This window comes from Stenotrophomonas sp. YJH_SMC_65 (assembly GCF_059369475.1).
On the sequence record NZ_JCAFSR010000002.1, the window covers coordinates 335,510 to 361,230 of the forward strand.

A 25,721-nucleotide genomic window follows, 5' to 3' on the forward strand; every position below is an offset into this window, starting at 1 on the left:
TCAGGCCACCGCCTTGAGCACGCCGCTGCGTTCACCGATTTCGGTGAAGAAACGCGCGCTGCGGCGGATCACCTCGCGGCGTTCGCGGTCGATCGTGATCATGTGGTAGCTGTCTTCCAGCACCACCAGTTCCTTCGGACCGCTGACCCTCGATATCACCAGTTCAGCGTTGCCCATGCTGGCCACGTCGTCTTCGCGGGCGTGCATCACCAGGCACGGTGCGGTGACCTGGTGCAGGTGGCGGCGGGTCCAGTTGCTCAGGGCGCGCATCTCGGCCAGCGCGTGCCAGGGGTTGCCCGGCAGGCCGGCCGCGGCGCTGTCGCCGGACAGCATGGCGGCACTGACCTGCGCACGCAGGCGCTCGTCACGCAGGCCATAGGGCGGTTCTTCCATGAACATGCGGTCGCGGCCGATGTTGAAGCGCTTGAACCACGGCAGCAGGAACGACAGGCGGGCCACGGCGGGAATGTTCCAGCCGTCGTAGCGGAAGGTGGCGCCATACACGCCGACGCCGGACACCCATTCGGGGCGGCGTGCAGCCAGCGCCAGCGCCAGTACCGCGCCCATCGACAGGCCGCCGACGAACAACTGGTCGACCTTGCCACGCAGGCTCGCCGCTGCATCTTCCACGCCCTGGTACCACTGTTCCCAGGTGGTCGCCAGCAGGTCATCCACGGTGCCGCAATGGCCGGGCAACTGCACGCCGTGTACGGTGAAGCCGGCGTTGTTCAGGCCCTTGCCCAGCATGCGCATTTCCGCCGGGGTGCCGGTCAGGCCGTGGACCAGCAGCACGCCCTGCGGGCCACCGGGGAGGAAGAAGTCGTGCGATTCGGTCACCTGGCGGCTCCGGGACGGCAGTGGGGATGGTCAGGATCGCAAGCGCGATTTTCGCCAGCCTTTCAGCGCCCCGGTACGGGTCAGGGGGCCTTCAGCAGCGGCAGTGTGATGGCGACCTTCAGGCCCCCACCGGCGCGGTTGAGGAAGGTCAGGCGGCCGCCGGAATGCTCCACCGCTTCGTGCGCGATGGCCAGGCCCAGGCCGGTGCCGCTGGCTGCGGTGCCAGGCGCTCGGAAGAAGCGCTCGCCCAGCCGTGGCATCACGTCCTCGGGCACGCCGGGGCCGTTGTCCTCCACGTACAGTTCGACGTCATTGTCATCCAGCGCATGCACGCCGACCGTGACGGTCGCATCGCGGCCGGCATAGCGCAGCGCATTGTCGATCAGGTTGTCCAGTGCTTCCTGCAGCTGGGCACCATTGCCGAGCACGCGCAGCGGGTGGGGGCTGCCGCGGTAGCCCAGATCGATGCCATCGCGGATCGCTTCGGGCACGCGCATGCCGACCCACTGCGGCACCAGCTCGCACAGGTCCAGTGCCTCCACGGTATCGGGCACGGTCTGCGCCCGGCTCAGTGCGAGCAGCTGGGTGCTGACCCGGGCGGTGCGCTGGTTGAGCCGGCGGATGTGCTGCAATGCCTCGCGCACCGTGTCCGGGTCGCCATGTGCCAGTGCCTGGTCCACGTGCAGGGCCATGCCGGCCAACGGCGAGCGCAGCTGGTGCGCGGCATCGGCGATGAAACGGTTCTGCAGCGTGATCATTTCCGCCTGGCGCGCGAACAGATCGTCGATGGTGCTGATCAGCGGCTGGATCTCTTCGGGCACGTCGGCATCGGAGATCGGTGCCAGTTCGCCGCGGCGCTGCGCCAGGCGGGTCCTCAGCGGGGTCAGGATGCGCAGGCCATGGGTCACCCCGAACCAGACCAGCGCGGCGGTGCCCAGCGCCAGCATGGTCATCAGCGGGATGATGATCATCAGGATCTCGCGCGCGCGCTGGCGTCGTTCGGCCATGCTTTCGGCCACCGTCACCGCCAGCTGGTCCTGCGGATCGTTCATCGCACGCGTGCAGACGGTGGCCATGCGCACCGGCTGGCCGTTGAGAATGCCATCGTACAGGGTGGGGTCCACGCCGGTGCATTCCTGCGAAGGCGCGTAGGCACTGAAATCCGCATTGCCGCTGAGTGTCCCCTGGCGGCTGCTGTCCACGTTGAAATAGCGATGGCCGTCGGGCTCGTATTCGATCAGGAAGCGCGCCTGCGGAGACAGGTCGCTGGTCACCGGCATGGTGCTCAGCATCTGCGCGAACGAGTGCGTGTCGTCGATCAGGTTACGGTCGTGGATGCGGTTGGAATAATCCAACGCAACGTAATAGGCCAGGATCGTATTGAAGGTAAGCAGGCCCAGCATCGGCAACGCCAGGAAGGCGAGCAGGCGCCGGCGCAGGCTGGGGGGGCCACTGATCACGGGGCGCTGTCGTCCTGCGCGTCTTCCAGCATGTAGCCCAGTCCGCGCACGGTGCGGATGCCCATGCCGCCGGGCTGCAGCTTGCGGCGCAGGCGGTGCAGGGCGATGTCCAGGCCGTTGTCGGTCAGGTCCTGGCCCCAGTCGCACAGCGCCTCCACCAGCTGTGCGCGCGAGACGATGCGCTCGGCGCGTACCGCCAGTGCCGACAGCAGGCCGAACTCGCGTGCGGTCAGTTCCAGCGACTGGTCGTCGATCCACACCCGATGCCCGGCCAGATCGATGCGCAGGCGGCCGATGCGCAGGTCCGGGTTGCCATTGCTGGTCACGCGGCGCAGCTGTGCGCGCACGCGGGCTTCGAATTCGTCCAGTGCGAATGGCTTGACCAGGTAGTCGTCGGCACCGAGGTCGAGCACGCGCACGCGTTCGGCCAGGCCGTCGCGGGCGGTCACCACCAGTACCGCCAGGCCATCGCCGCGCTGGCGCAGGCGCTGCAGCACGTCGCGGCCATCCAGCTGTGGCAGGCCCAGGTCCAGCACCAGCAGCGCGTATTGGGTCGAACCCAGCGCGGCGTCGGCGTGCGCGCCGTTGTCGACGTGGTCGACCACATGCCCCTGCCGGCGCAGCGAGGCGCACAGGCCGGAGGCGATGTCCGGGTCGTCTTCAGCAATCAGAACGCGCATGCGCGGGGAGCTCCTGTAACGGTCGGGCCCAGCGGGTGGACGGGGTGGGCCTCTCGGCTGCCGAGGGTAGCCGCAAACCGGGTGAAGGTGGAGCGCGCCGGCACCTCCCGGCACCGTCGCGCTGTCCCGCCATTCAGTCCTGCAGGCCCGGCTCACCCAGTGCCAGCGGCACCCGTGAGCCGTCCAGCAGGCCGCGGCTGAGCCTGCCATCCTCGATGAACAGCAGTTCGCCGTTCTCGCCGTTCTTGATGCTGCTGTCGATGGCGATCACGCGGTCGCCGTGGAAGCTGCTGACGTGTGGCATCGAGGTATGGCCAACCACGATGCGCGTGAGCTGCAGGCGGTCGAGCACGGCCTGTACCCCCGCTGTGTCGAGGCGGCCATCGAAGTAGCCGCGGTACCAGATCGGGCTGGTCTTGCCGTCATACAGCGGTGCGGTGGTCGGGTCGGCCTTCACTTCGGCCTTGGGCAGGCCCAGAGAGGCCTGATAGGCCGCATTGGTGCGTGCCGGGTCCAGCGCCAGCTGCACCGCTTCGGGCGAGATGCCGCCATGCAGGAACAGGGTATCGCCGATCTTCAGCAGCACCGGGCGGGTGCGCAGCCACTGCCCGATCACCGAGTCGGCGCCATACAGTTGCGGGTAGCTGCGGCCCAGCAGCTGGGCGCTGCGCAGGTACTTCGGGTTGACGTAGCGCAGGTCGTCGTACAGCACCATGGTTTCGTGGTTGCCTAGCACGAAGTGCACTGCGCCACCGGCGGCGGCGGCCTGCTGCTGCAGGCCGTACAGCAGCCAGAACGCCTCGGTCACCTGCGGGCCGCGGTCGAATACATCGCCAGCGATGACCAGCGTGTCCTTGCCCAGGGCCCAGCGATCCTGCGCGTCGATGACCTGGTGGGCGCGCAGCAGGCGCACCAGCAGCCCGTACTGGCCATGGATATCCGACAGCGCGACGATGCGCGGCGCGGCCGGCAGCACGGAGACCGAGGCCGCATTCGGCGCGGCCACGTGCACGGTGTGTTCGTAGCCACAGCGCGGCGCGATATCGGTGCCCGTCGTGTTGATGGCCAGCGAGCGCGACTCGACCTTGTCGTCGCAGATCCACTTGGCCTGCAGCTGGTCGCCCTGGCGGAATACATAGGGGCCATCGGCCTGCACGTGGTCGGCGGGCGCGGCAACCTCGCGGGCCTGCGTGGTTGCTGTGGCGCAGGCCAGCAGCGGCAACAGCAGGGCGGTCAGCAGGAAAGGGCGATAGCGCGGCATCGGCGGCGTCCGGCGGCGGAAACCTCCGATGCTAACCGGCGCGGCCCGATCGTGGTGTGCGCGAATGGGCGGATCAGGCGCCGCGCCGGTCGTCCTTGAGCTTGCGCACGCGGGTGGCGGCGGCCTGCAGCGGCTGACCGTCGCGCCCGTGTGGCTGCATGTAGGGCAGTGGTCGCCGCGTGCTGGATTCGATCAACTGCGAATGGGCTTCACCGGCGCTGAAGCGATGGCGTTCTCCCCACTGGCGCAGCGCGACCAGCAGCGGGAACAGTTCCTGGCCGGCGTGGGTGAGCACGTATTCCTGGTAGGCCGAGCCATCGGAGGCCGGTTGCAGTTGCAGGATGCCGGCCTCGACCAGCCTGCGCAGGCGATCGCTGAGGATGTTGCGCGCCGCGCCGAGGCTGCGCTGGAAGTCGCCAAAGCGCGTGACGCCGTCGAAGGCATCGCGGATCACCAGCAGTGCCCAGCGATCACCGAGCAGGTCGGCGCTGCGGGCAACGGGGCAGGGACTGTCGGCGTGCATGCTGTGGCCTCCGAATGTGGTTGCAGTTTAAAACCAATGACGATAGCCTGCATCAAGTTTCAAATTGCAACTACACCATGAGCGCATCGATGTCCCGCCCATTGCTGACCCTGCTCGCGGTCGCGGCCGGCGCCAGCGTTGCCAACGTCTATTACGCGCAACCGCTGCTGGATCGGCTGGCACAGGCCTTCGCACTGGACCGTGCCGTGGCGGGCGCAGTGTTGGCGGCAACCCAGGCCGGCAGTGTGCTGGCATTGCTGGGCCTGCTGCCGCTCGCCGATCGCGGTGACCGGCGACGCCTGCTGCGGATGCAGTTGATGGCGCTGGTGCTGGCCCTGCTGTGGCTGGCAGCGGCACGCACGGCCGGTTGGCTGTTGTCGGGCATGCTGCTGGCCGGGCTGTTGGGCACCGCGCTGACCCAGGGCTTGATCGCCTATACCGCCACGCTTGCGCCGCCCGAGCAGCGCGGGCGCCTGGTGGGCGTGGTGCAGGGCGGCGTGTTCATCGGCCTGTTGCTGGCGCGCGTTGTATCGGGCGCGGTCGCGGCCACCGTCGGCTGGCGGGCGGTCTATCTGCTGTCGGCAGCGCTGATGGCGGCCCTGGCCGTGCTGCTGTGGCGGCGTCTGCCGGCGGTGCCGGTGCCGGCGGTACCACCGCGCTGGCGCGAACTGCTGGGTTCGATGCTGGGCATGCTGCGCCGGGACCGCGCGCTGCGCGAGCGTGGGCCGCTGGCATTGCTGCTGTTTGCTGGCCTCAACGTGTTCTGGGCGGCGGTGCCGCTGCCGCTGTCGGCGCCGCCGTTGCAGTGGTCCACCGCGGCCATCGGCGCACTGGGCCTGGCCGGCGTAGTGGGCGCCTTGATGGCGGCGCGGGTCGGGCACTGGATGGACCGCGGTTTCGCCGGTCGGGTCAGTCTTGGCGCGCTGCTGCTGATGCTGGCCGCGTGGTGGCCGCTGCTGGGCCTGCCGCAGTCGCTGTCGTTGCTGCTGCTGGGCGTGATCGTGCTCGACCTCGGTGGGCAGGCACTGCACGTATCGAACCAGGCGCTGCTGCTGCGTGCACCGGCAGAACAGCATGGACGCCTGGTGGCGTTGTACATGCTGTTCTATGCAGTGGGCAGTGGTGCCGGTGCGGCTGCCGGGCCCTGGATGCAGGCCCGGCATGGCTGGCCTGCCGTGTGCCTGCTGGGTGCAGGCATCGCGGCACTGGCGCTGCTGTGGTGGGCAGCATGGCGGGTGGTGGCGTCCAATGCATCGGCTGGCGGGCGAACCGGTAGAGTCGACTGTCGGTAGAGTCGACTGTCAGTCGACTGCTCTTCGCCCCGCGTGCGAAAAATCCCGCGCTGCGTGCGATAGTCGACCAGCGGTGGACTCTACCTGTCCTGTCGTCATCGCTGCAGTGCACGCCGTCCCGGTGCTTCCTCAAGGTCCGCGCTGGCCACTACCACGCGGTTGCGGCCGCTGCGCTTGGCCTCGTACATCGCCGCATCGGCCCGTGCCATCAGCCGCTCGTAGTCCGGGTGGCCGTCATGGCCGGCTACGCCGATGCTGGCGGTCAGTGCCAGTACCTGGCCGTTGGCCAATGCCACCGGTGACTGCGCGATCTGCCGCCGCAGGCTTTCGGCGATCACCGCGGCCTGTGATTCGCTGGCCGCGACCAGCACCACCACGAACTCCTCGCCGCCATAGCGGAACAGGTAGTCACTGCCGCGGGTCAGCTGGCCGAGCAGGCCGGCGACGTGCTGCAGCGCGCGGTCCCCGGCGTCGTGGCCGTGGCCGTCGTTGATCGCCTTGAAGTGATCCAGGTCGAGCAGCAGCAGCGAGAACGGCGTGCGGTTGCGCGTGGCCAGCTCGATCTCCCGGCGCAGCACGGTAGGCAGGAAGCGGCGGTTGAGCAGGTTGGTCAGCGCATCGCTGCCGGCATCCAGCTCGCCGATGCGCTCGAACAGCAGCGTCATCAGGGTGCGGATGGCGGCCAGGTCCTCGCGGATGGCCGGCAGCACCGCCAGTCGTTGTGCCGGGGCATCGTTGCTCGCCCGCTGCAAGTTGCTGTCGATGCGGGCCATCAGCTGGCCGACCTGCCGGGTCTCGCTGCTCTCGCCGAAGCTGGGGATGCCCTTGTGGGTGAACCACAGGCCGAACTCGGAAGTGGCCAGGCTGGCGCTGTCGCTGGCCTGTACGTGGCCAGCGAGCGCGTAGAGCAGGGCGTTCTCCCAGTCCAGCAGCAGTGCGCGCTGGCGTTCGCGTTCGGTGCCGACGTTCTGCACCAGCGAGAACAGCCGGTACGCCGCATCGGCGCGGGTCGAGCGCTCGCGTGCATGGGTATAGGCCAGGGTCATGCCTTCCATGGCGATGTCCATGATCGCGCTGAGGCAGTCGATGGCGGCGAACGCAGTGGCACTGTCGGGCGCGTCGTCGTGCAGGCGCACGAACAGTTCGTGCTTGAGCACGCGCGCGCCGCGGGTGACCAGGTCGACCGGAATACCGACCCGGGCATGCACATCGCCGATCACCCGCTGCGAGGCAACGGCGCCGGCAATACCGTCGGCATTGGTGGTCAGCAACTGCACCAGCCAGCGCTGCATGGCCGGCTGCAGGCGCTGCTTGACCTGGTCGTGGGACAGGAAGCGGCGTGCACGCCCGTCCTGCAGCAGTACCTCGTAGAAGCGTTGGGCCAGCGCCGGCGGGGCATCGGCGGCGGCGGCGTGCAGCAGCGCGGTGGCGGCAGGGCCGGCCTGTTGCAGGCAGTGCTGCCAGGCCTCGGCCAGCGGTTGGCTGGCATCGTCCAGTTGGGGTGGTTCCACGTCGATCTCTGACTGCGTACGGCAAACCACGGGTATCGGCCGCGGTGGCGCACGGTTGATGGCGGGTTGGCCGGTCAGTTTATGCGCGATGCAGGGTTGCACGGCGCGCAAAGCACGTCGGCGCCGCGGCGGCAATGAGTGAACGCATTTGAGAATCACTCGCATTGATGGGAGAATGCGCGCACGGATCGGCCCGCAGGCGACTGCAGCGACGCTCCGCCTCCCCCTCGTCGTTGCCTCAAGCCCTTTGCCAGAGGCCCCGTTGCCCTGCCAGAAGGTCCAGATCATGTCTCCTGCCGTTGTCCTTTCGCCGCGCCCGCTGGCGCTCGCCGTTGCCGCCCTGCTGGCGGGAAGCGCCCTGACCGCCCAGGCCGAAACCGATGCCACCGATATCGACACGGTGCATGTCACCGCCTCGCAGATTGCCCGCCAGGCACTGGGTACCTCGACCATCACCGCCGAGGACATCGCCAAGCGCCCGCCGGCCAACGACATCGCCGAGCTGCTGCGCACCATGCCGGGCGTCAACCTCACCGGCAACAGCGCCTCGGGCCAGTACGGCAACAACCGCCAGATCGACCTGCGTGGCATGGGCCCGGAAAACACCCTGATCCTGGTCGACGGCAAGCGCATCGGTGCGCGTGATGCCGTGCGCATGGGCCGTAGCGGTGAGCGCAATACCCGCGGTGATACCAACTGGGTGCCGGCGGAAATGATCGAGCGCATCGAAGTGCTGCGCGGCCCTGCGGCGGCACGCTATGGCTCCGGTGCGTCCGGCGGCGTGGTCAACATCATCACCAAGCGCCCGACCGGCGACCTGACCGGAGCGGTCGACCTGTATGGCCTGGTGCCCGAGCACAGCGCCGAAGGCGGCAGCGAGCGCGTCGGCCTGCAGCTGAGCGGGCCGATGACCGACACCCTGTCGTTCCGCCTGTACGGCAACCTCAACAAGACCGACGCCGACTCACTGGACCTCAACCGCCAGTACGCCACCAACCCGAACGCGGTGCCGCCGGCTGGCCGCGAGGGTGTCAAGAACCGCGACGTCAACGCGTTGCTGCGCTGGGACATCACCGCCGACCAGGTGGTGGAGTTCGAAGCCGGCACCAGCCGCCAGGGCAACATCTACGCCGGTGACCGCGCGGTCAGCACTACCGGTACCTCGACCGGCGTTGACCTGGCGGCGCTGGCCGAAGGCGAAGCGGAAACCAACCGCATGTACCGCAACACCGGCGCGATCACCCATCGCGGCCGCTGGGGCGACGTGACCTCGCGGGTGACCGCCGCGGTGGAAGCGGTCAACAACTCGCGCATCAATGAAGGCCTGGCCGGTGGCCCGGAAGGCAGCTTCAACGGCACCGACTGGTCGACCTCGCGCCTGCGCAACTACCAGCTGGATGGCGAAGTGAGCTTCCCGACCTCGCTGGGCAGCGCCGAGAACATCTGGACGCTGGGCTTTGAATACCTGGACAGCCGCCTGACCGACCCGTACTCGATGAGCCAGTCCAGCAGCAGCGGCGGCGGTATCCCGGGGCTGTCGGCCGATCGCGCGCGGGGCAAGGCCGACGCGCAGACCACCGCAGTGTTCGTCGAAGACAACATCTACCTGGGTGAGCGCTGGATCGTCACCCCGGGCCTGCGCTTCGACCACCACAGCCAGTTCGGCAACAACACCAGCCCCAGCCTCAATGCGCAGTTCCGCATCAACAGCGACTGGGTGGTGAAGGGCGGCATCGCCCGCGCGTTCAAGGCGCCGAACCTGTACCAGTCCAATCCGGACTATCTGTACTACACCCGTGGCAACGGCTGCCCGAATGCACTGCCGAGCCTGGGTGCCGGTTGCTACATGCGCGGCAACGCGGACCTGAAGGCGGAAACCAGCCTGAACAAGGAACTGGGCATCGAGTGGGCACCGCAGAGCGGCTGGCAGGCCTCGTTGACCTACTTCCACAACGACTACAAGGACAAGATCCAGGCCGGCTACACCCAGGTTGGCCTGACCGCCGACTCCAAGGGCCGCATCTTCCGCTGGGAGAACGCGCCCAAGGCGATCGTGCAGGGGCTTGAAGGCAACCTGGTGATCCCGCTGCTGGGCGAGCAGGGCAATCGCCTGAAATGGAGCAACAACTTCACCTACATGGTGGAAAACGAGAACAAGAGCACCGGCCAGCCGCTGTCGGTGATCCCGAAGTACACCGTCAACACGATGCTGGACTGGCAGGCCACCGACAAGCTGTCGGTGCTGCTGACCGGCACGTTCTACGGCAAGCAGAAGCCGGCCACCGCCAACATCAACAATGATCCGCGCTGCACCGGCAGCTGCGATCCCTCGATCGCGCTGCAGGACCGCGGTGCCTACAACATCTGGGGCGTGAGCGCGCGCTACAGGGTGACCGAGACGGTCAGCTTCGGCTTCGGCGTGAACAACCTGGCCGACAAGCGCCTGTTCCGCGAGGCCAACAGCAGCGATGCCGGTGCGGCGACCTACAACGAACCGGGCCGCGCCTACTGGGCCAGCCTGCGCTTCGGGTTCTGACCGCACGCGGACGCCGGTCCGCTGCGGTCGCCAGGCCAGGCCTGGCGCTGCCGGCCACGCTCCGGTAGCGCCGGGCCTTGCCCGGTGAGGGATCGCCTGGGCTGCAATGTTATAAACACCGTAATAGTCTCCCCCGCCAGCACGGCGTAGCCTGCACCGCATCGCAAAGGAGCTGTTGCCATGGGCCACGACCACGATCACCTGCCGTCCCAGATCCGCCACGAGAAACCCTTGTGGTGGGCGCTCGGCCTGACCTCCACCTTCCTCGTCATCGAGGTGGTGGGCGCGTTCTGGACCAACAGCCTGGCGCTGCTGTCCGACGCGGCACACATGGCCACCGATGCACTGGCACTGATGATCGCGCTGGTCGCGGTGCGGTTGAGCCGACGCCCGCCGGACGCGCGCCGCACCTACGGCTATGCACGCCTGGAAGCGCTGGGCGCGATGATCAACGGCGCCATGCTGTTCGTGGTCGCCGCCTACATCCTGTGGGAGGCGATCGGTCGTTTCCGCGAACCGCAGGAGATCGCATCTTCGGGCATGCTGGTGATCGCCGCCGCAGGCCTGGTCATCAACCTGATCTCGATGCGCCTGCTGCAGGCCGGCAGCGGCGAGAGCCTGAACGTGAAGGGCGCCTACCTGGAAGTGTGGGCGGACATGCTTGGCTCGGTGGCGGTGATCGCCGGTGCGTTGTTGATCAAGTGGACCGGCTGGAAGCCGATCGACCCGATCCTGGCGGTGCTGATCGGCCTGTGGGTACTGCCGCGCACCTACGTGCTGATGCGCGAGGCGATCAACGTGCTGCTGGAAGGCGTGCCCAAGGGCATGGACGTGGCCAAGGTGCGCGACAGCCTGTCCGGTCATGCTGCGGTGCTGGACGTGCATGACCTGCATGTGTGGGCGCTGGCCTCCAGCACGCCGGCGCTGACCGCGCACATCGTGATGCGCGACGGCACCGACGCCGATGCGCTGCGCCGTGAGCTGGGCGGGCGCCTGCACGATGACTTCGGCATCGAGCACGTGACGCTGCAGATCGAAGCGGACCACTGTGGTGAAGCCTGCGCTGGACCGGCGTCGGCCAAGGGCGGCGCGCAGCAGGGCCATGAAGGCCACGACCACGGTGAGGACGCGCAGGGCCATCGCGGCCACGTGCATCATTGAATGAAAATGAAAGCCGCACCGGGGAATGCCCGGTGCGGTCATTCGTCGCGTCGCGAGGCCAGCCGATCCGCCAGCCGGGTCGGTTCCGGCAGCCGGTAACCGCGCAGCGTGCGCTGCACCCAGTCCAGCGCGGTATCGGCACTGACCCGATGGCCGCCGGCCACGAACAGCGGCTTGCAGCGCACCTTGCTGCGCAGCACCCAGCCCAGTTGTTCGTCGCCATCCTGCAGCGGCGCATGTGCACCGGCCTCGGCGCCCGGTTCGACGAACCGGCCCACCAGCTTTGACTTGGCCACGCCGATGCTGGGCAGGTCGGTGACCACGCCCAGATGCGCGGCCACGCCCAGCCGGCGCGGATGGCTGATGCCATGGCCATCGACGAACACCAGGTCCGGCGTGCGCGGCAGCAGCGCCAGCGCGGCCAGCAGTGCCGGCAGCTCGCGGAAGCTGAGCAGACCGGGGATGTAGGGCATCACCGTGGGGATGCGCGCGATCTCCTGCGCCACGGGCTTCAGCGTCTCCACGTCCAGCAGTACCGCCGCGGCGCGGGTGATGGCGCCGTCGTCTTCAAAGCCAACATCCAGCCCGGCCAGCCAACGGACTTCGCGTGGCAGGCGGTCCTGGCGCTCCACGCGGCCGGCCAGCTGGAGCTGCTGCGCGCGTGCCGCGGAGACGCTGCCTTCCCAACATCCGGGATCGATCACCGTATTCATCGGTCACAGCATCGCACGGGCGGCGCCACGGCCCGGTGAGCGGCGGCCGGGCTACAATGGCGGCCTGCCTTTCCTCGCGTTGGAGACCCTGCAGTGACCCGTAAACTCGTACTGTTGCGCCATGGCCAGAGCCAGTGGAACCTGGACAACCGCTTCACCGGCTGGGTCGATGTCGACCTGACCGAGCAGGGGCGCCGGGAAGCGGCCGCCGCCGGTCGCCTGATGCGCGAGGAAGGCCTGCAGTTCGACGTCGCCCACACCTCCGTGCTCAAGCGTGCCATCCACACCCTGCAGGGTGCGCTGGCCGAGCTGGAGCAGGACTGGCTGCCGGTGAACAAGTCCTGGCGCCTCAACGAGCGGCACTACGGCGGCCTGCAGGGGCTGGACAAGGCCGAGACCGCGGCCAAGCACGGCGAAGAGCAGGTCAAGGTCTGGCGCCGTTCGTACGACATCCCGCCGCCGCCGATGGACCTGGAAGATCCGGGCCACCCGATCCATGACCGCCGCTACGCCGGTCTGGACCGCAACGCGCTGCCGGGCACCGAGTCGCTGGCCACCACCCTGGACCGCGTGCTGCCGTACTGGCACGACGCCATCGCGCCGCAGCTGAAGGATGGCAAGACCGTGCTGGTCACTGCCCACGGCAACTCGCTGCGCGCGCTGTACAAGTACCTCAACAATGTCTCGCGCGAGGAGATCCTCGAGCTGAACATCCCGACCGGCATCCCGCTGCTGTTCGAACTGAACGACGACCTGACCGTGCAGTCGTTCCGCTACCTGGGCGACCCGGAAGCAGCGCGCAAGGCCGCCGAAGCCGTGGCCAACCAGGGCAAGGCGAAGTAAGAAGCACAAGGCCGGCGCAAGCCGGCCTTCGCTTTTGTCGAGCCGAGCCCACGCTCGGCCGGCGCTGTCGCAACCCGGTAGAGCCAAGCCATGGGGGCTGCATCAGCCAGCTACGAGGGATCCATGCGGCGCACCTTCGGCGGCTGCAACGCGGCAATGTCGATGACGTGTTCCTGGCATATCACCTGATAGTGCGTGAATGGGCCCGGGTAACTGACATCGGCAAAGGTGGCATGGTCCAGAGAATCGAGGAATTTCGAACGGCTGTAGCGGCGGAACAGGTTGCCGCTCCAGGTTTCGGCGTCGTCCCAGCTCTGGTAGGACTCGTTGTGCACGGCGTAGCTGATGTAGTGGTCCCAGATCAGCTCAAAACGCTGCGAGTGGGGCATCACCTCTATCGCACGCGCATCATCGATTGAACGTCCATGAGCGAGCTCCACACGGGAGGGCTTTCCGACCACCAGGCCTTCCTCGACGACCAGGCGCAGACGATTCGCTTCCGGCTCGCCGATGCCCGCCAAGAACAGACACTCACAAGCGTCGATGGCCTGCAGCAGCGCAGCTTCGTCCATGGTCATGAAGTCCAGTGATCGCGGAAGCCAGAGCATAGCGGCATGCAGACGGAGCCGCGCCATGCGCTCGTGACCTTTGGCCGGTCCCCAGCGTCGCTCCCGCGGCTACCCTGTGAAATTACCCGCAGGAGAGCCTCATGAACGTCCGCAACCTGGTCCCGCTGGGCCTGACCATCGCCATCGCTGCCTCACTGGCGGCCTGTGGCAAGAACGAAACCGCCCCGGCGGCCAGTGCCGACGCCAAGCCGGCCTTCGACCTGTCGCAGATCAAGACGCCGCTGATCTCGCTCAACAGCGCCGACCTCGATCCGGCCATTCCGGCCTGTACCGACCTCAATGGTTTCGTCAACAGCAAGTGGCTGAAGGCCAACCCGGTGCCGGGCGACCAGACCACCTGGGGCAGCTTCGAGATCCTGCGCGAGCGCTCGCTGGAAGTGCAGCACGCGCTGGTGCAGCAGGCCGCCGCCAGCCAGGCCAAGGCGGGCTCGGTGGAAGCGAAGATCGGTGACATCTGGAAGACCGGCAACGATGAAGCGAAGATCGAAGCTGCCGGCCTGGCGCCGCTGCAGCCGCAGCTGGACAAGATCACCGCGCTGAACGACACCGCCGCCATCACCCGGTACCTGCGCGACAGCCAGGCCGAGGGCAAGGGCGTGCTGTTCTCGCTGTTCGCCAATGCCGACTACAAGGATTCGGCCAACGTCATCGCCTACGTCGGCCAGGGTGGCCTGGGCCTGCCGGAGAAGGGCTACTACTTCGACGATGCGCAGGCCAAGATCCGCGACGCCTACGTGGCCTATATCGCACAGGTGCTGACCCTGTCCGGCGTGGACGCGGCGCAGGCCGCCGAGCAGGCGAAGGCCGTGATGGCCTTCGAAACCCGCCTGGCCAAGGCCTCGATGTCGCGCATCGAAATGCGTGACCCGGCCAAGCGCTACAACCCGCTCAGCGCGGCTGAGGCCGACAAGCTGACCCCGAACTTCAGCTGGACCGCGCTGTTCGAGACCCTCAAGGTGCCGGCCGCGCAGAAGTTCTCGCTGGCCCAGCCGGGCTTCTTCGCTGAAATGGACAAGATGCTGGCCGATGTGCCGGCCAGCACCTGGCAGGCCTACCTGCGCTTCCACACCATCGACGACGCCTCGCCGTACCTGAGCAGCCAGTTCGAGAAGGCCAACTTCGATTTCTATGGCACCACCCTGCGTGGCCAGAAGGAAATGCAGCCGCGCTGGAAGCGCGTGCTGGAGTCGGTCAACGGTGGCATGGGCGAGGCCCTGGGCCAGCTGTACGTCGACGCCGTGTTCCCGGCCGAGTCGAAGGTCGCCATGCAGCACCTGGTGGAAAACCTGTCGCAGGCGCTGAAGGCGCGCCTGGAGCAGCTGCCGTGGATGGGCGAAGAAACCAGGAAGAAGGCCCTGGAGAAGTGGGCCAGCTTCACCCCGAAGATCGGTTACCCCGACAAGTGGCGTGACTGGGCGGGCCTGCAGACCAACGGCGACAGCTACCTGGGCAACATGCAGGCGGCGCGTGCGTTCAACTACCGCTACATGCTGGACAAGATCGGCAAGCCGGTGGACAAGACCGAGTGGGGCATGACCCCGCAGACCGTCAACGCGTACTACAACGCCACCAAGAACGAGATCGTGTTCCCGGCGGCGATTCTGCAGGCACCGTTCTTCGACGCCAAGGCCGATCCGGCGCTGAACTACGGCGGCATCGGTGCGGTCATCGGCCACGAGATGATGCACGGCTACGACGACTCGGGCAGCCAGTTCGCCGCCAACGGCAACTTCGACAACTGGTGGACCGACGCCGACCGCAAGGCCTTCACCGAGCGTACCGACCAGCTGGTCGCGCAGTTCGACGGCTATGAATCGGTGCCGGGCGTGTTCGTGAAGGGCAAGCTGACCCTGGGCGAGAACATCGGCGACCTCGGCGGCCTGACCGTGGCCTACGACGCGTTGCAGATGGCGCTGAAGGAAGACCCGAAGGCGAATGTCGAAGTGGATGGCCACAGCCAGGACCAGCGCTTCTTCATGAACTGGGCCACCGTGTGGCGCCGCAACTTCACCGATGGTGAGCTGCGCGTCCGCCTGAACACCGATCCGCACGCCCCGGCCAACTTCCGTGCCAACGGCGCACCGTCGAACATGCCGTCCTATGCCGCTGCATTCCAGTGCAAGGCCGGCGACGCGATGGTGCGTGCCGACGACAAGCGCGTGGTGATCTGGTAATCGATCACCCGTGACTGCGTGATGCGAAAGGCCCGGCAAATGCCGGGCCTTTTGTCTTCCAGGCCGGTAGCGCAGCGCCGACTGGTAGAGTCGACTGTCAGTCGACTATCGCGCGCAGCGCGGGATTTTCGCGATCTGGACGAAGAGCAGTCGACTGACAGTCGACTCTACCGACGGGTCGTTTCACCTTCCGGAAGATCTCAGGCCAGCTCCGGCTCCCGCGCCAGCATGCGATGGAAGCGCTGCAGCACGTAGGGATCCACCAGCCCTCCAGACTGCGAATCGATGATCCGCAACGCGGTTTCGTGCTCCATCGCGTCGCGGTACGGGCGCACGCTAGTCATCGCATCGTAGGCATCGGCGATGGTGACGATGCGCGCGCCCAGCGGGATGGATTCGCCGCGCAGCCCATCGGGATAGCCGCTGCCATCGAAGGCTTCGTGATGGGCGCGGATCAGCCGCGCCACGGGCGCGGCGTCGCTGCGGCCGGTGGCCAGGAAGATGTGCTCGCCGCGCACCGGATGCTCGCGCATGATCGCGCGCTCCTCATCGGTATGCCGGCGTGGTGCCAGCAGTACGTCGTCGGGAATGCCGATCTTGCCGATGTCGTGGAAGCGCGCGGCCAGGCCGACCTGCGCACAGGCCTCGTCGTCGAGATCGCAGTGCGCGGCCAGCCGCTGCGCGAACAGGCCGACGCGGTCGCAGTGATGGCGGGTGTAGGCGTCGCGCATCTGCAGCGACATCGAGAGGGCATCGATCAGGCAGGCCTGCGCGTGCAGCAGGTCGGGGGCGGGTACGGCGTCAGGAAACATGGTCATCCGCCCGCACCGGGTGGAGGCCGGTGCGGGGTGTTCGGGGGGCGATCAACCCGGGGCGAGGGTGGTCAGAAGGGCGCGGGCCGCGTTGAAGCGGTCTTCCGGCAACGGCAGCGGGTGCTTGATGCGCAGCTTGTCGGGCCCTTCCATGGCGTACAGGTTCGGTTGCTTCTGGATCAGCTGGATCACCGCCATCGGGTCGATGTTCGGCTTGGATTCGAACACGATGCGGCCACCATTTTCGCCCAGGTCCAGCTTGCGGATGCCCAGCGTGTTGGCCTTCAGCTTCAGCTCGGCGATGGCGAACAGGTGCTTGGCCGCATCAGGCAGCAGGCCGAAGCGATCGATCATCTCCACCTGCAGTTCGCGCAGCGCATCGCTGTCGCGCGCGCTGGAAATACGCTTGTACAGGGTCAGGCGGGTATGCACGTCCGGCAGGTAGTCTTCCGGGATCAGTGCCGGCACATGCAGTTCGACCTCGGCACCACGCACTTCCTCGCCGGCATCAAGGTCGGGCAGCTTGCCCTGCTTGATGCTGCGCACCGCGCGCTCCAGCAGCTCGGTGTACAGGCTGAAGCCGACCTCGGCCATCTGCCCGCTCTGGTCCTCGCCGAGCAGTTCGCCGGCACCGCGGATTTCCAGATCGTGCGTGGCCAGGGTGAAGCCGGCGCCCAGCTCGTCCATCGAGGCGATCGCTTCCAGGCGCTTCTCAGCGTCGGGGGTGATCGCGCGGCGGTCGGGCGTGATCAGGTACGCGTAGGCGCGGTGGTGCGAACGTCCGACGCGGCCACGCAGCTGGTGCAGCTGGGCCAGGCCGAAACGGTCCGCACGGTTGATGATGATGGTATTGGCGTTGGGGATGTCGATGCCCGACTCGATGATCGTGGTCGACAGCAGCACGTTGAAGCGCTGCTTCTGGAAATCCAGCATCACCTTTTCCAGCTCGCGCTCGGGCATCTGCCCATGGGCGATGCCGATGCGCGCCTCCGGCACCAGCTCGGACAGCTCGCGCTGCATGCGGCCGATGCTCTCCACGTCGTTGTGCAGGAAATACAGCTGGCCACCACGCGCCAGCTCGCGCTGGAAGGCTTCGCGCAGCAGCGCGTTGTCCCACTGGGTGATGAAGGTCTGCACCGCCAGCCGGTTCGGCGGCGGCGTGGCGATGATCGACAGGTCGCGCAGGCCGGCCATGGCCATGTTGAGCGTGCGCGGAATCGGCGTGGCGGTCAGGGTCAGCAGGTGCACGTTGGCGCGCAGCGCCTTCAGCGCTTCCTTCTGGCGTACGCCGAAACGCTGCTCCTCGTCGACGATGACCATGCCCAGGTCCTTGAACTTCACGTCCGGCTGCAGCAGGCGATGGGTACCGACGATCACGTCGATGGTGCCGGCGGCGACCTTTTCCAGCTCGGCCTTGATTTCCTTGGTGGTCTTGAAGCGCGACAGCACCTCGACCTTCAGCGGGTAATCGGCGAAGCGGTCGCGGAAGTTGCGGTAATGCTGTTCGGCCAGCAGCGTGGTCGGCACCAGCACAGCCACCTGCTTGCCGGCACTGGCGGCCGCAAAGGCCGCACGCACCGCCACCTCGGTCTTGCCGAAGCCGACGTCGCCGCAGACCACGCGGTCCATCGGCTGGCTGCTGGCCAGGTCGCGCAGGGTGGCGTCGATCGCGGCCAGCTGGTCCGGCGTCTCCTCGAACGGGAAACCGGCCGCGAACGGCTCGTACATCGCGCGGTCGACCTGCAGTGCCAGGCCGGCACGCGCCTGGCGGCGGGCCTGGATCTCCAGCAGTTCGGCGGCGACGTCGCGTACTTTCTCGGCGGCCTTGCGCTTGGCCTTGCTCCACTGCTCGCCACCGAGCGAATGCAGCGGCGCGGTTTCCGCCGACGCACCGGAATAGCGGCTGATCAGGTGCAGCTGGGCGACCGGCACATACAGGCGGTCGCCCTTGGCATATTCGATTTCGAGGAACTCGCCGGGCATGCCGCCGACGTCCATCGCGATCAGGCCACGATAGCGGCCGACGCCATGATCCTCGTGCACGATCGGCGCGCCCTCGGTCAGTTCACCGAGGTCGCGGATGATCGCTTCCGGCTCGCGGCCGGCACGGCGCGTGCGCCGGGTGCTGCCGGCGCGCTCGGGGAACAGCTGGCGCTCGGTCAGCACCGCGATGCGCGGATCGTCCAGCGCGAAGCCATCCTCCAGTGGTGCTACCGCGATCGCGAAGCGCGCATCATCGGCGAGGAAGCTGGGCAGGTCGGCCACCACCGGCGGCTTCAGCTCGGCGGCCTGCAGCACTTCCAGCAGCGCCTCGCGGCGGCCGGGTGAATCGGCGGCGATCAGTACCCGGCCCGGATAATGGCCGAGGAAGGATTTCAGCGCATCGCCAGCGGGGGCTTCGCGCGCGGCCACCGGCAGCGGGGGCAGCGGCTGGTCGCCCAGCGCGTGCGCGTCGGCGATGCGCGCATGGTCAGCCGACCACACCTCGATGCGCGGGGCATCGTTCAGGCGCTCGCGCAGCAGCTCCGGCGACAGGTACAACGCCGACGGCGGCAGCAGCGGGCGCTCCACATCATGGCGGCGCTGCTCATAGCGGTCCGCAGTCTGCGCCCAGAACGCGACGGACGCTTCATACGCACCGGCACAGACCACCGGCAGGCTGCCGCTGGGCAGGTAGTCGAACAGGGTTGCGGTGCGTTCGAAGAACAGCGGCAGGTAGTACTCGACGCCGGCCGGCGCCAGTCCGGACTTCAGGTCCTGGTACAGCGAACTGCGCCGGGTATCGACATCGAACCGCTCGCGCAGCGTGGCCAGCACGCGGGCGATGCTGGCTTCATCCATCGGCACTTCGCGGCCGGGCAGCATGTGCACCGCCTCGACCTTGTCCAGCGAACGCTGGCTTTCCGGGTCAAAGGCACGGATCGAGTCGATGTCCTCGTCCAGCAGTTCCACCCGCAGCGGCTCGTCGGCACCCATCGGGTACACGTCGAGCAGGCCGCCGCGCACAGCGAAGTCGCCCGGGTCCATCACCTGCGGCACGTTGCGGTAGCCGGCGCTTTCCAGGCGGCGCTTCTCGGCTTCCAGGTCCAGGCGCTGGCCGACCTTCAGGTCGAAGCTGCCACCGATCACGTAGCTGCGCGGGGCCAGCTGCTGCAGCAGGGTCTGCACCGGCACGATCACCAGGCCACGCTTCAGCGCGGGCAGGCGGTGCAGGGCGGCCAGGCGCTGCGAAATGATGTCCGGATGCGGACTGAAGCGGTCGTAGGGCAGGGTTTCCCAGTCCGGGAAGGCGACCACCGGCAGGGCCGGATCGCCGCCGAGCAGGGTGTGCAGGTCGGCTTCGAGCTGGTTGGCACCGTGGTTGTCACGGGCGATCACCAGCAGCGGGGCGTCGTGCGCACGCGCGGCCTGGGCAAGGTACCAGGCCAGGGCGGTCGGCGAGGCGGGGGCGCGCCACCAGGCGCGGAGCTGGCCGGCGCGCGGCAGCGGCGGGGCGGGGTATGAGGTACGCGACATGGACCCCGGATTTTAGCAGAAGCCCGATCGAAGCCCGGTGGGTCGTGCCGGCCGATTGCCGTCAGCCTCATGTGCCGTTGGGGTAACGCAGTTCAGGCCAGCGGCCGGCACTACCGGCAGGCGTCGCCGGGCGGGGCCCGGCGCATCTGTCAGTTGTCCAGCTCCAGCACCATCCGCACCAGGCCTTCGGCACCGGCCGGGTGCGGGACCGGCTTGAAGCCCAGCGAGGCGGCCAGCTGTTTCATCGGCTCGTTCTCGGCGGCGACGTCGCCGTACAGGCGGTCCAGGTACTTGCCGCGGCCCCACTTCACCAGCTTGCGCATCAGCTGCCGGCCCAGGCCCTGGCCAATGAGGAAGCGGCTGATCAGGATCGCGTACTCGGCTTCACGGGTGCCGGGGATGATCGAGGCCCGGGCGACCGCGCCGACCACCGCTTCGCCAGCAGGCAGGGATTCGGCTGCGACCAGGGTGATCTCGGTCTTGGGATTCGGGTGGGTCAGGCGCTGGGTGGTTTCCGGCGAAAGCTCGGTCACCGCCTGCAGGAAACGATCACGGATTTCTTCCGGCCCGAACAGGCTGAACGCCGCTTGCAGCGGTGCGCCATCTTCCGGGCGGATGGGGCGGATCAGCAGCTCGTGGCCGCTGGGAGCCTTGAAGATCTCATGCCAGGGCGGCATGCGGTTGCGAGTGGCCATACCGGGTGATTCCTTGGTGGTCCATCGATTGTGGCATCACCGGGGCTGCATTCCGTGAACGAAAGGCTCACGGCGGTACAGCCTCGTGAAGGCCGTCATTCGGGGGCTTTGAGCCAATCCAGGCGGGTGCTGGCCCCCGGTTCGCCCAGGTGCTGGCGCAGCGCCGGCAGGGCCGGGCCGACCACCCGGTCGAACTGCCACGGCGGGTTGAGCAGCAGCATGCCGCTGCCGTTGAGGCGCAGCGGCGAGTCGTCCGGGCGCACCAGGAACTCGATCGTCATCGCCGATTTCACCGGCAGGGCGGTGGCCTTGCGCAGGAAGTGCAGGATGGTGCGGCGCTGCTTGATCGGGAACCACACCGCGCAGGTCGCCTGCGGCCAGCGCGCCAGGGTCTCGGCCAGGGCGGCCAGAACGGCCTGGTACTCGGCGTCCTGGGCCTCGTACGGCGGGTCGATCAGCACCAGGCCACGGCCGATCTTGCTGCCGTTGAACTTCGGCGGCAGCAGCGAGCGCAGCAGGGCATAGCCATCGCCAGCGCGCACATCGACGCGGCTGTCATGGGCGAACAGGGCCTTCAGCGTGGCCGTTTCGGCTTCCTGCAGCTCGCAGACCGCCATGCGGTCCTGCGCGCGCATCGCCTGTGCGCTCAGCAGCGGCGAGCCCGGGTAGTTGGTCAGCGCGCCCACCGGGTTGTCGGCCTGCACCGCCTTCAGGTAGCGCTCGACCACCTCCGGCAGCCTGGGCTGGGCCATCAGCCGCATGATCCCGGATTCGGCCTCCAGGGTCTTGCGGCTCTCTTCGCTGGCCAGCAGGTAGCGGCCGGCACCGCCGTGGGTGTCGAGCACGAAGAACGGGCTGTCCTTGCGCTTGAAGCTGTCGATCAGGGCCAGCTGCACGATGTGCTTGAGCACATCGGCGTGGTTGCCGGCGTGGAAGGCGTGGCGATAGTTCATGGGCGGCAGTGTACGGGGCGGCGGCCGCAGCGGCTATGCTGCGCGCCATGACAGCTCCCGTTGCCCATGTCCTGGTGGTCGAGGACGAAGCCGCCATCGCCGAAACCGTGCTCTATGCGCTGCGCAGCGAAGGCTATGCCGCCAGCCACTGCCTGCTGGGCGGCGAGGCCCTGCAACGGCTGCAGGCCGGCGATATCGACGTGGTGGTGCTGGACGTGGGCCTGCCGGACCTGGGCGGTTTCGAGGTCTGCCGGCGGCTGCGTGCGCAGCCCGGACCGGCGGCGCAGCTGCCGGTGATCTTCCTGACCGCCCGCAACGATGAAGTGGACCGCGTGCTCGGCCTGGAACTGGGCGCCGACGATTACATGACCAAGCCGTTCTCGCCGCGCGAGCTGGTGGCGCGGGTGCGCGCGCGCCTGCGTCGTGCGGCAGCGGTCGTCGCAGCGCCCCGCGCGGACGCCGGCTGGCAGGAACACGGGGCGTTCGCGATCGACCGCGAAGGCCGGCGTATCCGCTTCCGCGGCCATGCGCTGGACCTGACCCGATACGAGTACGCGTTGCTGGAAGCGCTGCTGCAGCGCCCCGGTGCCATCCTCAGCCGCGCGCAGCTGATGGACCGGGGCTGGGACAGCAGCGCCGACAGTGCCGACCGCACCGTCGACACCCATGTAAAGACGTTGCGCGCCAAGCTGCGTGCGGCTGGTGCCAGCGACGACCCGATCCGCACCCACCGTGGCCTCGGCTACGCGCTGGAGGTCTAGCCGATGCGCCTGGTACTGAAGCTGTTCCTCGGCTTCTTCCTGATCACCGGCATCGCCGCGTTCTTCGTGATGCGCGTATTCGTCAACGAGGTGAAGCCCGGTGTGCGCCAGGCGATGGAATCGACCCTGGTCGATGCGGCCAACGTGCTGGCCGAGATGGCCGCCGCCGACGTCAAGGACGGCACCATCCGCAGCGGCAGCTTCACCCGCAACCTGGCCAAGGCGCGGCAGCGCGACCTGAAGGCGATGGTCTGGCGTTTTCCCAAGCGATCGCTGGATTACCGGGTGACCATCACCGATGCCAGGGGCATCGTCATCTACGACTCGCTGGGCCGCGACCTCGGGCGTGACAATTCGCGCTGGAACGATGTCTACCGCACCCTGCGTGGCGAGTACGGCGCCCGCTCCAGCCCGGAAATACCAGGCGAAGAAGGCGATACGGTGATGCACGTGGCGGCGCCGGTATACGACCCGGCCGATGGGCGCACCCTGATCGGCGTGCTCAGCCTGGCCCAGCCCAACCGCAGCATCGATCCGTTCATCGCCGCCAGCCAGCGCGCCATCATCGAGCGCGGCGCCTGGTTGATCGGGCTGTCGGCGCTGGTCGGCGTGCTGGTGACGATGTGGCTCACCACCGGCCTCGGCCAGCTCAGCCGCTATGCACGCGCGGTCAGCGCCGGCGAACCGGTGCCACCGCCACGGCGCCGCCGCGACGAGATCGGCGACCTGGGCCAGGCGCTGGAAACCATGCGCCGCAAGCTGGAGGGCAAGGCCTATGTCGAACAGTACGTGCAGTCACTGACGCATGAAATGAAGAGCCCGCTGGCGGCGATCCGCGGTGCCGCCGAGCTGCTGCAGGAGCCGCTGCCCGAGGCCGACCGCGTGCATTTCGCGCGCAGCATCGTCGACCAGCAGGAGCGGCTGACCGAGACCATCGACAAGCTGCTGGCGCTGGCCGAAGTGGAACAGCACGGCTGGCTGCAGACCCGCGATCCGATCGCGCTGCCAACGTTGCTGGCCGATGCGGCAGCGGCGGCGCAGGTGCGTGCGCAGGCGGCCGGCGTGCAGGTCAGCATCGGCAGCGCGCCCGACCTGCGCGTGCAGGGCGATGCCTATCTGCTGCGGCAGGCGTTGCACAACCTGATCGACAACGCCATTGCCTTCTCACCGCCCGGCGCGGACATCGCACTGCAGGCCGAGGTGGACGGGCAGGGCGTGCGCCTGCAGGTGGCGGATCGCGGTGCCGGCATTCCCGACTACGCGCGCGAACGGGTGTTCGAACGCTTCTATTCGCTTGCCCGCCCCGGCAGCGGCCGGCGCAGTTCCGGCCTGGGCCTGCCGTTCGTGCAGGAGGTCGCGCGCCTGCACGATGGTCGCGCCAGCCTCGACGCGCGCGACGGCGGTGGCACCGTGGCCAGCCTGTGGCTGCCGTTGTCAGTGCCGGGCCAGCGTCCGCGCCGCTGACTTCACACTCGCTTCAACTTCGCCACAAACCCTGCTCACCGCAGCGGTCCATCCTGCAGCCCTCTCCAACGAGGATGGACCATGAAATCCCTGAAGATGCTGCTGAGGTTCGCCATTGTCGGCGGGCTGATCCTGTTGTTGCTGGTGCCGCTGATGATGATCCGCGGGGTCATCACCGAGCGCAGCCAGTACCGCGACGAGGCCTTTGCCCGGGTGGCCGACAGCCGTGCCGGCACGCAGCAGCTGGTGGGCCCGGTACGGGTGGTGCCGTGGGTGGAACGCAAGCAGGTTGAACTGGTTGACCCGCTGGGCGTCAAGAAGACCGAGATCCAGGTGACCGAGGGCCACTGGCTGCAGATGCCGGCGTCTCTGGAGGTGGGCGGCGAGATGCTGCCGAGCCAGCGCGAGGTCGGCCTGTTCAAGGTGCCGGTGTACAGCTGGAATGGCCAGTTGAAGGCGACTTTCGCCGAAGACGACTATCCGGTGAAGAACGGCCGCACCTATGGCCAGCCCTATGTGGCGCTGGGGGTTTCCGATGTGCGCGGCCTGGTGGGCACGCCGAACCTGCGGGTGGACGGCAAGCAGCTGCGGTTGCTGCCCGGTGTAGGCGTGGCCAGCGAAATCGGACGTGGCCTGCATGCGCCGGTGAGCGGTTTCGCCGCGGATCAGGGCGGCGCGCTGGCCGCCAGCACCGTTGAACTGGAGCTGCGCCTGGATGGCAGCCGCATGCTGTCGGTGGTGCCGGTGGGCGATGACACCCGGATCGCGCTGCGGTCGAGCTGGCCGCATCCGTCGTTCAGCGGCGCCTTCCTGCCCAACGAACGGCGTGTCGATGCACAGGGCTTCGAAGCACGCTGGGCGGTGTCCTCGCTGGCCTCCGATGCACAGCGCCAGCTGCGCAGCGAGGGGACGATCGATTCGCAGGCCGTGACGGTGTCGCTGGTCGATCCGGTCGATACCTACACCCAGGCCGACCGTGCCTCGAAGTACGGCGTGCTGTTCGTGGTGCTGACCTTCGTCGGCTTCATCCTGTTCGAACTGATCAAGTCGCTGCGCATCCATCCGCTGCAGTACCTGATGGTCGGCCTGGCGCTGGCGATCTTCTTCCTGCTGCTGATCAGCCTGTCCGAGCACATCGCGTTCTGGAAGGCCTACCTGGTCTCGGCCGTGGCCTGCATCGGCCTGCAGGCGGTGTACCTGGCCAACGTGCTGGGCCACTGGAAGCGCGGCCTTGGCTTCGCTGCGCTGCTGACCGTGCTGTACGGCGCGCTGTATGGCCTGCTGGTGTCGGAGAACAACGCACTGCTGATGGGATCGCTGCTGCTGTTCGTGATCCTGGCGCTGGCGATGTGGGTGACCCGCCGGGTCGACTGGTACGCGCTTGGCGCAGACCTGAAGTAAGGAGCACGCCATGAGCTGGCGCCAGGGATTGCGGCAACGGGCGCGGCAGGGCATTCCGGCCCTGCTGGAAGTGGATGCACTGCTGCAGGCACATGGCGTGCTGGCGGCCCTGCCGGGGGCACGGATCGCCCCCGGTCTGGTCCGCTTCCAGCTGGCCGCGGTGACCTGCGAGGGATTGCAGGGCAAGGGCCTGGCCTGGTTGCAGGGCGCGCGGCAGGGACGCGGTGCGCTGGCGGGGAGGGTGCCGCGCTACCGGCCATGGAAGGCCGGGGCGGAAGCACTTGCGGAAATCGGCATCGGTGGCCTGCCCGATGACTGGCCCGCGCATGCGGCGGTGTATGGCTGCAGCAGCATCGACCGGCGGCACTGGTTGCTGCTGCTGCCGGAGCGGGCGCAGCTGTGGCTGGGGTGGAGTGGGTGAGGTGGTTTGGCAGATGCGACCCAACCACTCTTCTGTGGGGGCGAACCCTGGTTCGCACGCTTCCGCGCCGCCCATGAC

21 protein-coding genes are annotated in these 25,721 nt (G+C 68.0%); 9 read left to right on the top strand and 12 right to left on the bottom strand.

The genetic code is table 11. The annotated features are described in order from the left end of the window. The 5 genes from AC5P7A_RS04600 to AC5P7A_RS04620 form a co-directional block, all read right to left on the bottom strand. Positions 1-837, bottom strand: coding sequence for an alpha/beta hydrolase (locus AC5P7A_RS04600; protein ID WP_032958029.1), 837 nt, complete (start codon positions 835-837; stop codon positions 1-3). A gap of 80 nt (positions 838-917) precedes the next feature. Continuing rightward, complete coding sequence (locus AC5P7A_RS04605) at positions 918-2,297, bottom strand: sensor histidine kinase (protein WP_049441505.1); 1,380 nt, start codon at positions 2,295-2,297, stop codon at positions 918-920. Next, positions 2,294-2,977 carry a response regulator gene (locus AC5P7A_RS04610; protein WP_014646433.1) on the bottom strand — a complete coding sequence of 228 codons (684 nt, stop codon included), beginning with the start codon at positions 2,975-2,977 and terminating at the stop codon, positions 2,294-2,296. Before AC5P7A_RS04610 ends, AC5P7A_RS04605 begins: the two co-directional genes overlap by 4 nt. 133 nt (positions 2,978-3,110) lie before the next feature. Further along, positions 3,111-4,238: a metallophosphoesterase gene (locus tag AC5P7A_RS04615; RefSeq protein ID WP_495219924.1), complete on the bottom strand. Its 1,128-nt coding sequence runs from the start codon at positions 4,236-4,238 to the stop codon at positions 3,111-3,113. Positions 4,239-4,311: 73 nt separating this feature from the next. Continuing rightward, positions 4,312-4,761, bottom strand: a complete 450-nt coding sequence (locus tag AC5P7A_RS04620; RefSeq protein WP_495219925.1) for a winged helix-turn-helix transcriptional regulator — start codon at positions 4,759-4,761, stop codon at positions 4,312-4,314. 89 nt (positions 4,762-4,850) lie between these two features. Between AC5P7A_RS04620 and AC5P7A_RS04625 the strand changes: the two genes are divergently transcribed. Continuing rightward, complete coding sequence (locus AC5P7A_RS04625) at positions 4,851-6,053, top strand: MFS transporter (protein WP_495219926.1); 1,203 nt, start codon at positions 4,851-4,853, stop codon at positions 6,051-6,053. 95 nt (positions 6,054-6,148) lie between these two features. On the opposite strand, the gene AC5P7A_RS04630 is transcribed toward AC5P7A_RS04625, so the two are convergent. Next, on the bottom strand, positions 6,149-7,564 hold the full coding sequence (locus AC5P7A_RS04630; RefSeq protein WP_032958025.1) for a GGDEF domain-containing protein: 1,416 nt from the start codon (positions 7,562-7,564) through the stop codon (positions 6,149-6,151). Positions 7,565-7,850: 286 nt separating this feature from the next. On the opposite strand from AC5P7A_RS04630, the gene AC5P7A_RS04635 reads away from it, so the two are divergent. Next, positions 7,851-10,100: a TonB-dependent siderophore receptor gene (locus tag AC5P7A_RS04635; protein WP_495219927.1), complete on the top strand. Its 2,250-nt coding sequence runs from the start codon at positions 7,851-7,853 to the stop codon at positions 10,098-10,100. 180 nt (positions 10,101-10,280) lie between these two features. Next, positions 10,281-11,261, top strand: a complete 981-nt coding sequence (locus AC5P7A_RS04640; RefSeq protein WP_032958024.1) for a cation diffusion facilitator family transporter — start codon at positions 10,281-10,283, stop codon at positions 11,259-11,261. Between the two features lie 38 nt (positions 11,262-11,299). On the opposite strand, the gene nfi is transcribed toward AC5P7A_RS04640, so the two are convergent. Further along, positions 11,300-11,974, bottom strand: coding sequence for a deoxyribonuclease V (gene nfi / locus AC5P7A_RS04645; RefSeq protein ID WP_346601127.1), 675 nt, complete (start codon positions 11,972-11,974; stop codon positions 11,300-11,302). 93 nt (positions 11,975-12,067) lie between these two features. Here nfi and gpmA point away from each other — a divergent pair, with 93 nt between their 5' ends. Continuing rightward, a complete protein-coding gene (gpmA, locus tag AC5P7A_RS04650; protein WP_014036448.1) occupies positions 12,068-12,817 on the top strand; it encodes a 2,3-diphosphoglycerate-dependent phosphoglycerate mutase in 750 nt (249 codons plus the stop codon). A gap of 110 nt (positions 12,818-12,927) precedes the next feature. Here the strand turns inward: gpmA and AC5P7A_RS04655 are convergent, their stop codons facing one another. After that, entirely contained in the window at positions 12,928-13,389 is a 462-nt protein-coding gene (locus tag AC5P7A_RS04655) for a hypothetical protein (RefSeq protein ID WP_346601126.1), read from the bottom strand. A gap of 137 nt (positions 13,390-13,526) precedes the next feature. Here AC5P7A_RS04655 and AC5P7A_RS04660 point away from each other — a divergent pair, with 137 nt between their 5' ends. Then, a complete protein-coding gene (locus AC5P7A_RS04660; protein ID WP_046429631.1) occupies positions 13,527-15,620 on the top strand; it encodes a M13 family metallopeptidase in 2,094 nt (697 codons plus the stop codon). A gap of 200 nt (positions 15,621-15,820) precedes the next feature. On the opposite strand, the gene AC5P7A_RS04665 is transcribed toward AC5P7A_RS04660, so the two are convergent. The 4 genes from AC5P7A_RS04665 to AC5P7A_RS04680 form a co-directional block, all read right to left on the bottom strand. Then, entirely contained in the window at positions 15,821-16,438 is a 618-nt protein-coding gene (locus tag AC5P7A_RS04665) for an HD-GYP domain-containing protein (RefSeq protein ID WP_014646442.1), read from the bottom strand. A gap of 45 nt (positions 16,439-16,483) precedes the next feature. Next, entirely contained in the window at positions 16,484-19,948 is a 3,465-nt protein-coding gene (gene mfd, locus AC5P7A_RS04670) for a transcription-repair coupling factor (RefSeq protein ID WP_014646443.1), read from the bottom strand. Positions 19,949-20,097: 149 nt separating this feature from the next. Further along, positions 20,098-20,643 (bottom strand): GNAT family N-acetyltransferase, encoded by a 546-nt coding sequence (locus AC5P7A_RS04675; protein WP_014646444.1) that lies wholly within the window; start codon positions 20,641-20,643, stop codon positions 20,098-20,100. Positions 20,644-20,738: 95 nt separating this feature from the next. After that, a complete protein-coding gene (locus tag AC5P7A_RS04680; protein ID WP_014646445.1) occupies positions 20,739-21,596 on the bottom strand; it encodes a 23S rRNA (adenine(2030)-N(6))-methyltransferase RlmJ in 858 nt (285 codons plus the stop codon). Positions 21,597-21,631: 35 nt separating this feature from the next. Here AC5P7A_RS04680 and creB point away from each other — a divergent pair, with 35 nt between their 5' ends. The 4 genes from creB (at position 21,632) to AC5P7A_RS04700 (ending at position 25,643) form a co-directional block, all read left to right on the top strand. Beyond that, the gene (gene creB, locus AC5P7A_RS04685; protein WP_075076204.1) at positions 21,632-22,357 is read left to right on the top strand and encodes a two-component system response regulator CreB; all 726 of its coding nucleotides are present in this window, start codon (positions 21,632-21,634) and stop codon (positions 22,355-22,357) included. Between the two features lie 3 nt (positions 22,358-22,360). Next, the gene (gene creC / locus AC5P7A_RS04690) at positions 22,361-23,821 is read left to right on the top strand and encodes a two-component system sensor histidine kinase CreC (protein WP_046429643.1); all 1,461 of its coding nucleotides are present in this window, start codon (positions 22,361-22,363) and stop codon (positions 23,819-23,821) included. Positions 23,822-23,902: 81 nt separating this feature from the next. Further along, the gene (gene creD, locus AC5P7A_RS04695; protein ID WP_049441519.1) at positions 23,903-25,222 is read left to right on the top strand and encodes a cell envelope integrity protein CreD; all 1,320 of its coding nucleotides are present in this window, start codon (positions 23,903-23,905) and stop codon (positions 25,220-25,222) included. A gap of 10 nt (positions 25,223-25,232) precedes the next feature. Beyond that, positions 25,233-25,643, top strand: a complete 411-nt coding sequence (locus AC5P7A_RS04700; protein WP_164077456.1) for a hypothetical protein — start codon at positions 25,233-25,235, stop codon at positions 25,641-25,643. The last annotated feature ends 78 nt before the right edge of the window (positions 25,644-25,721 follow it).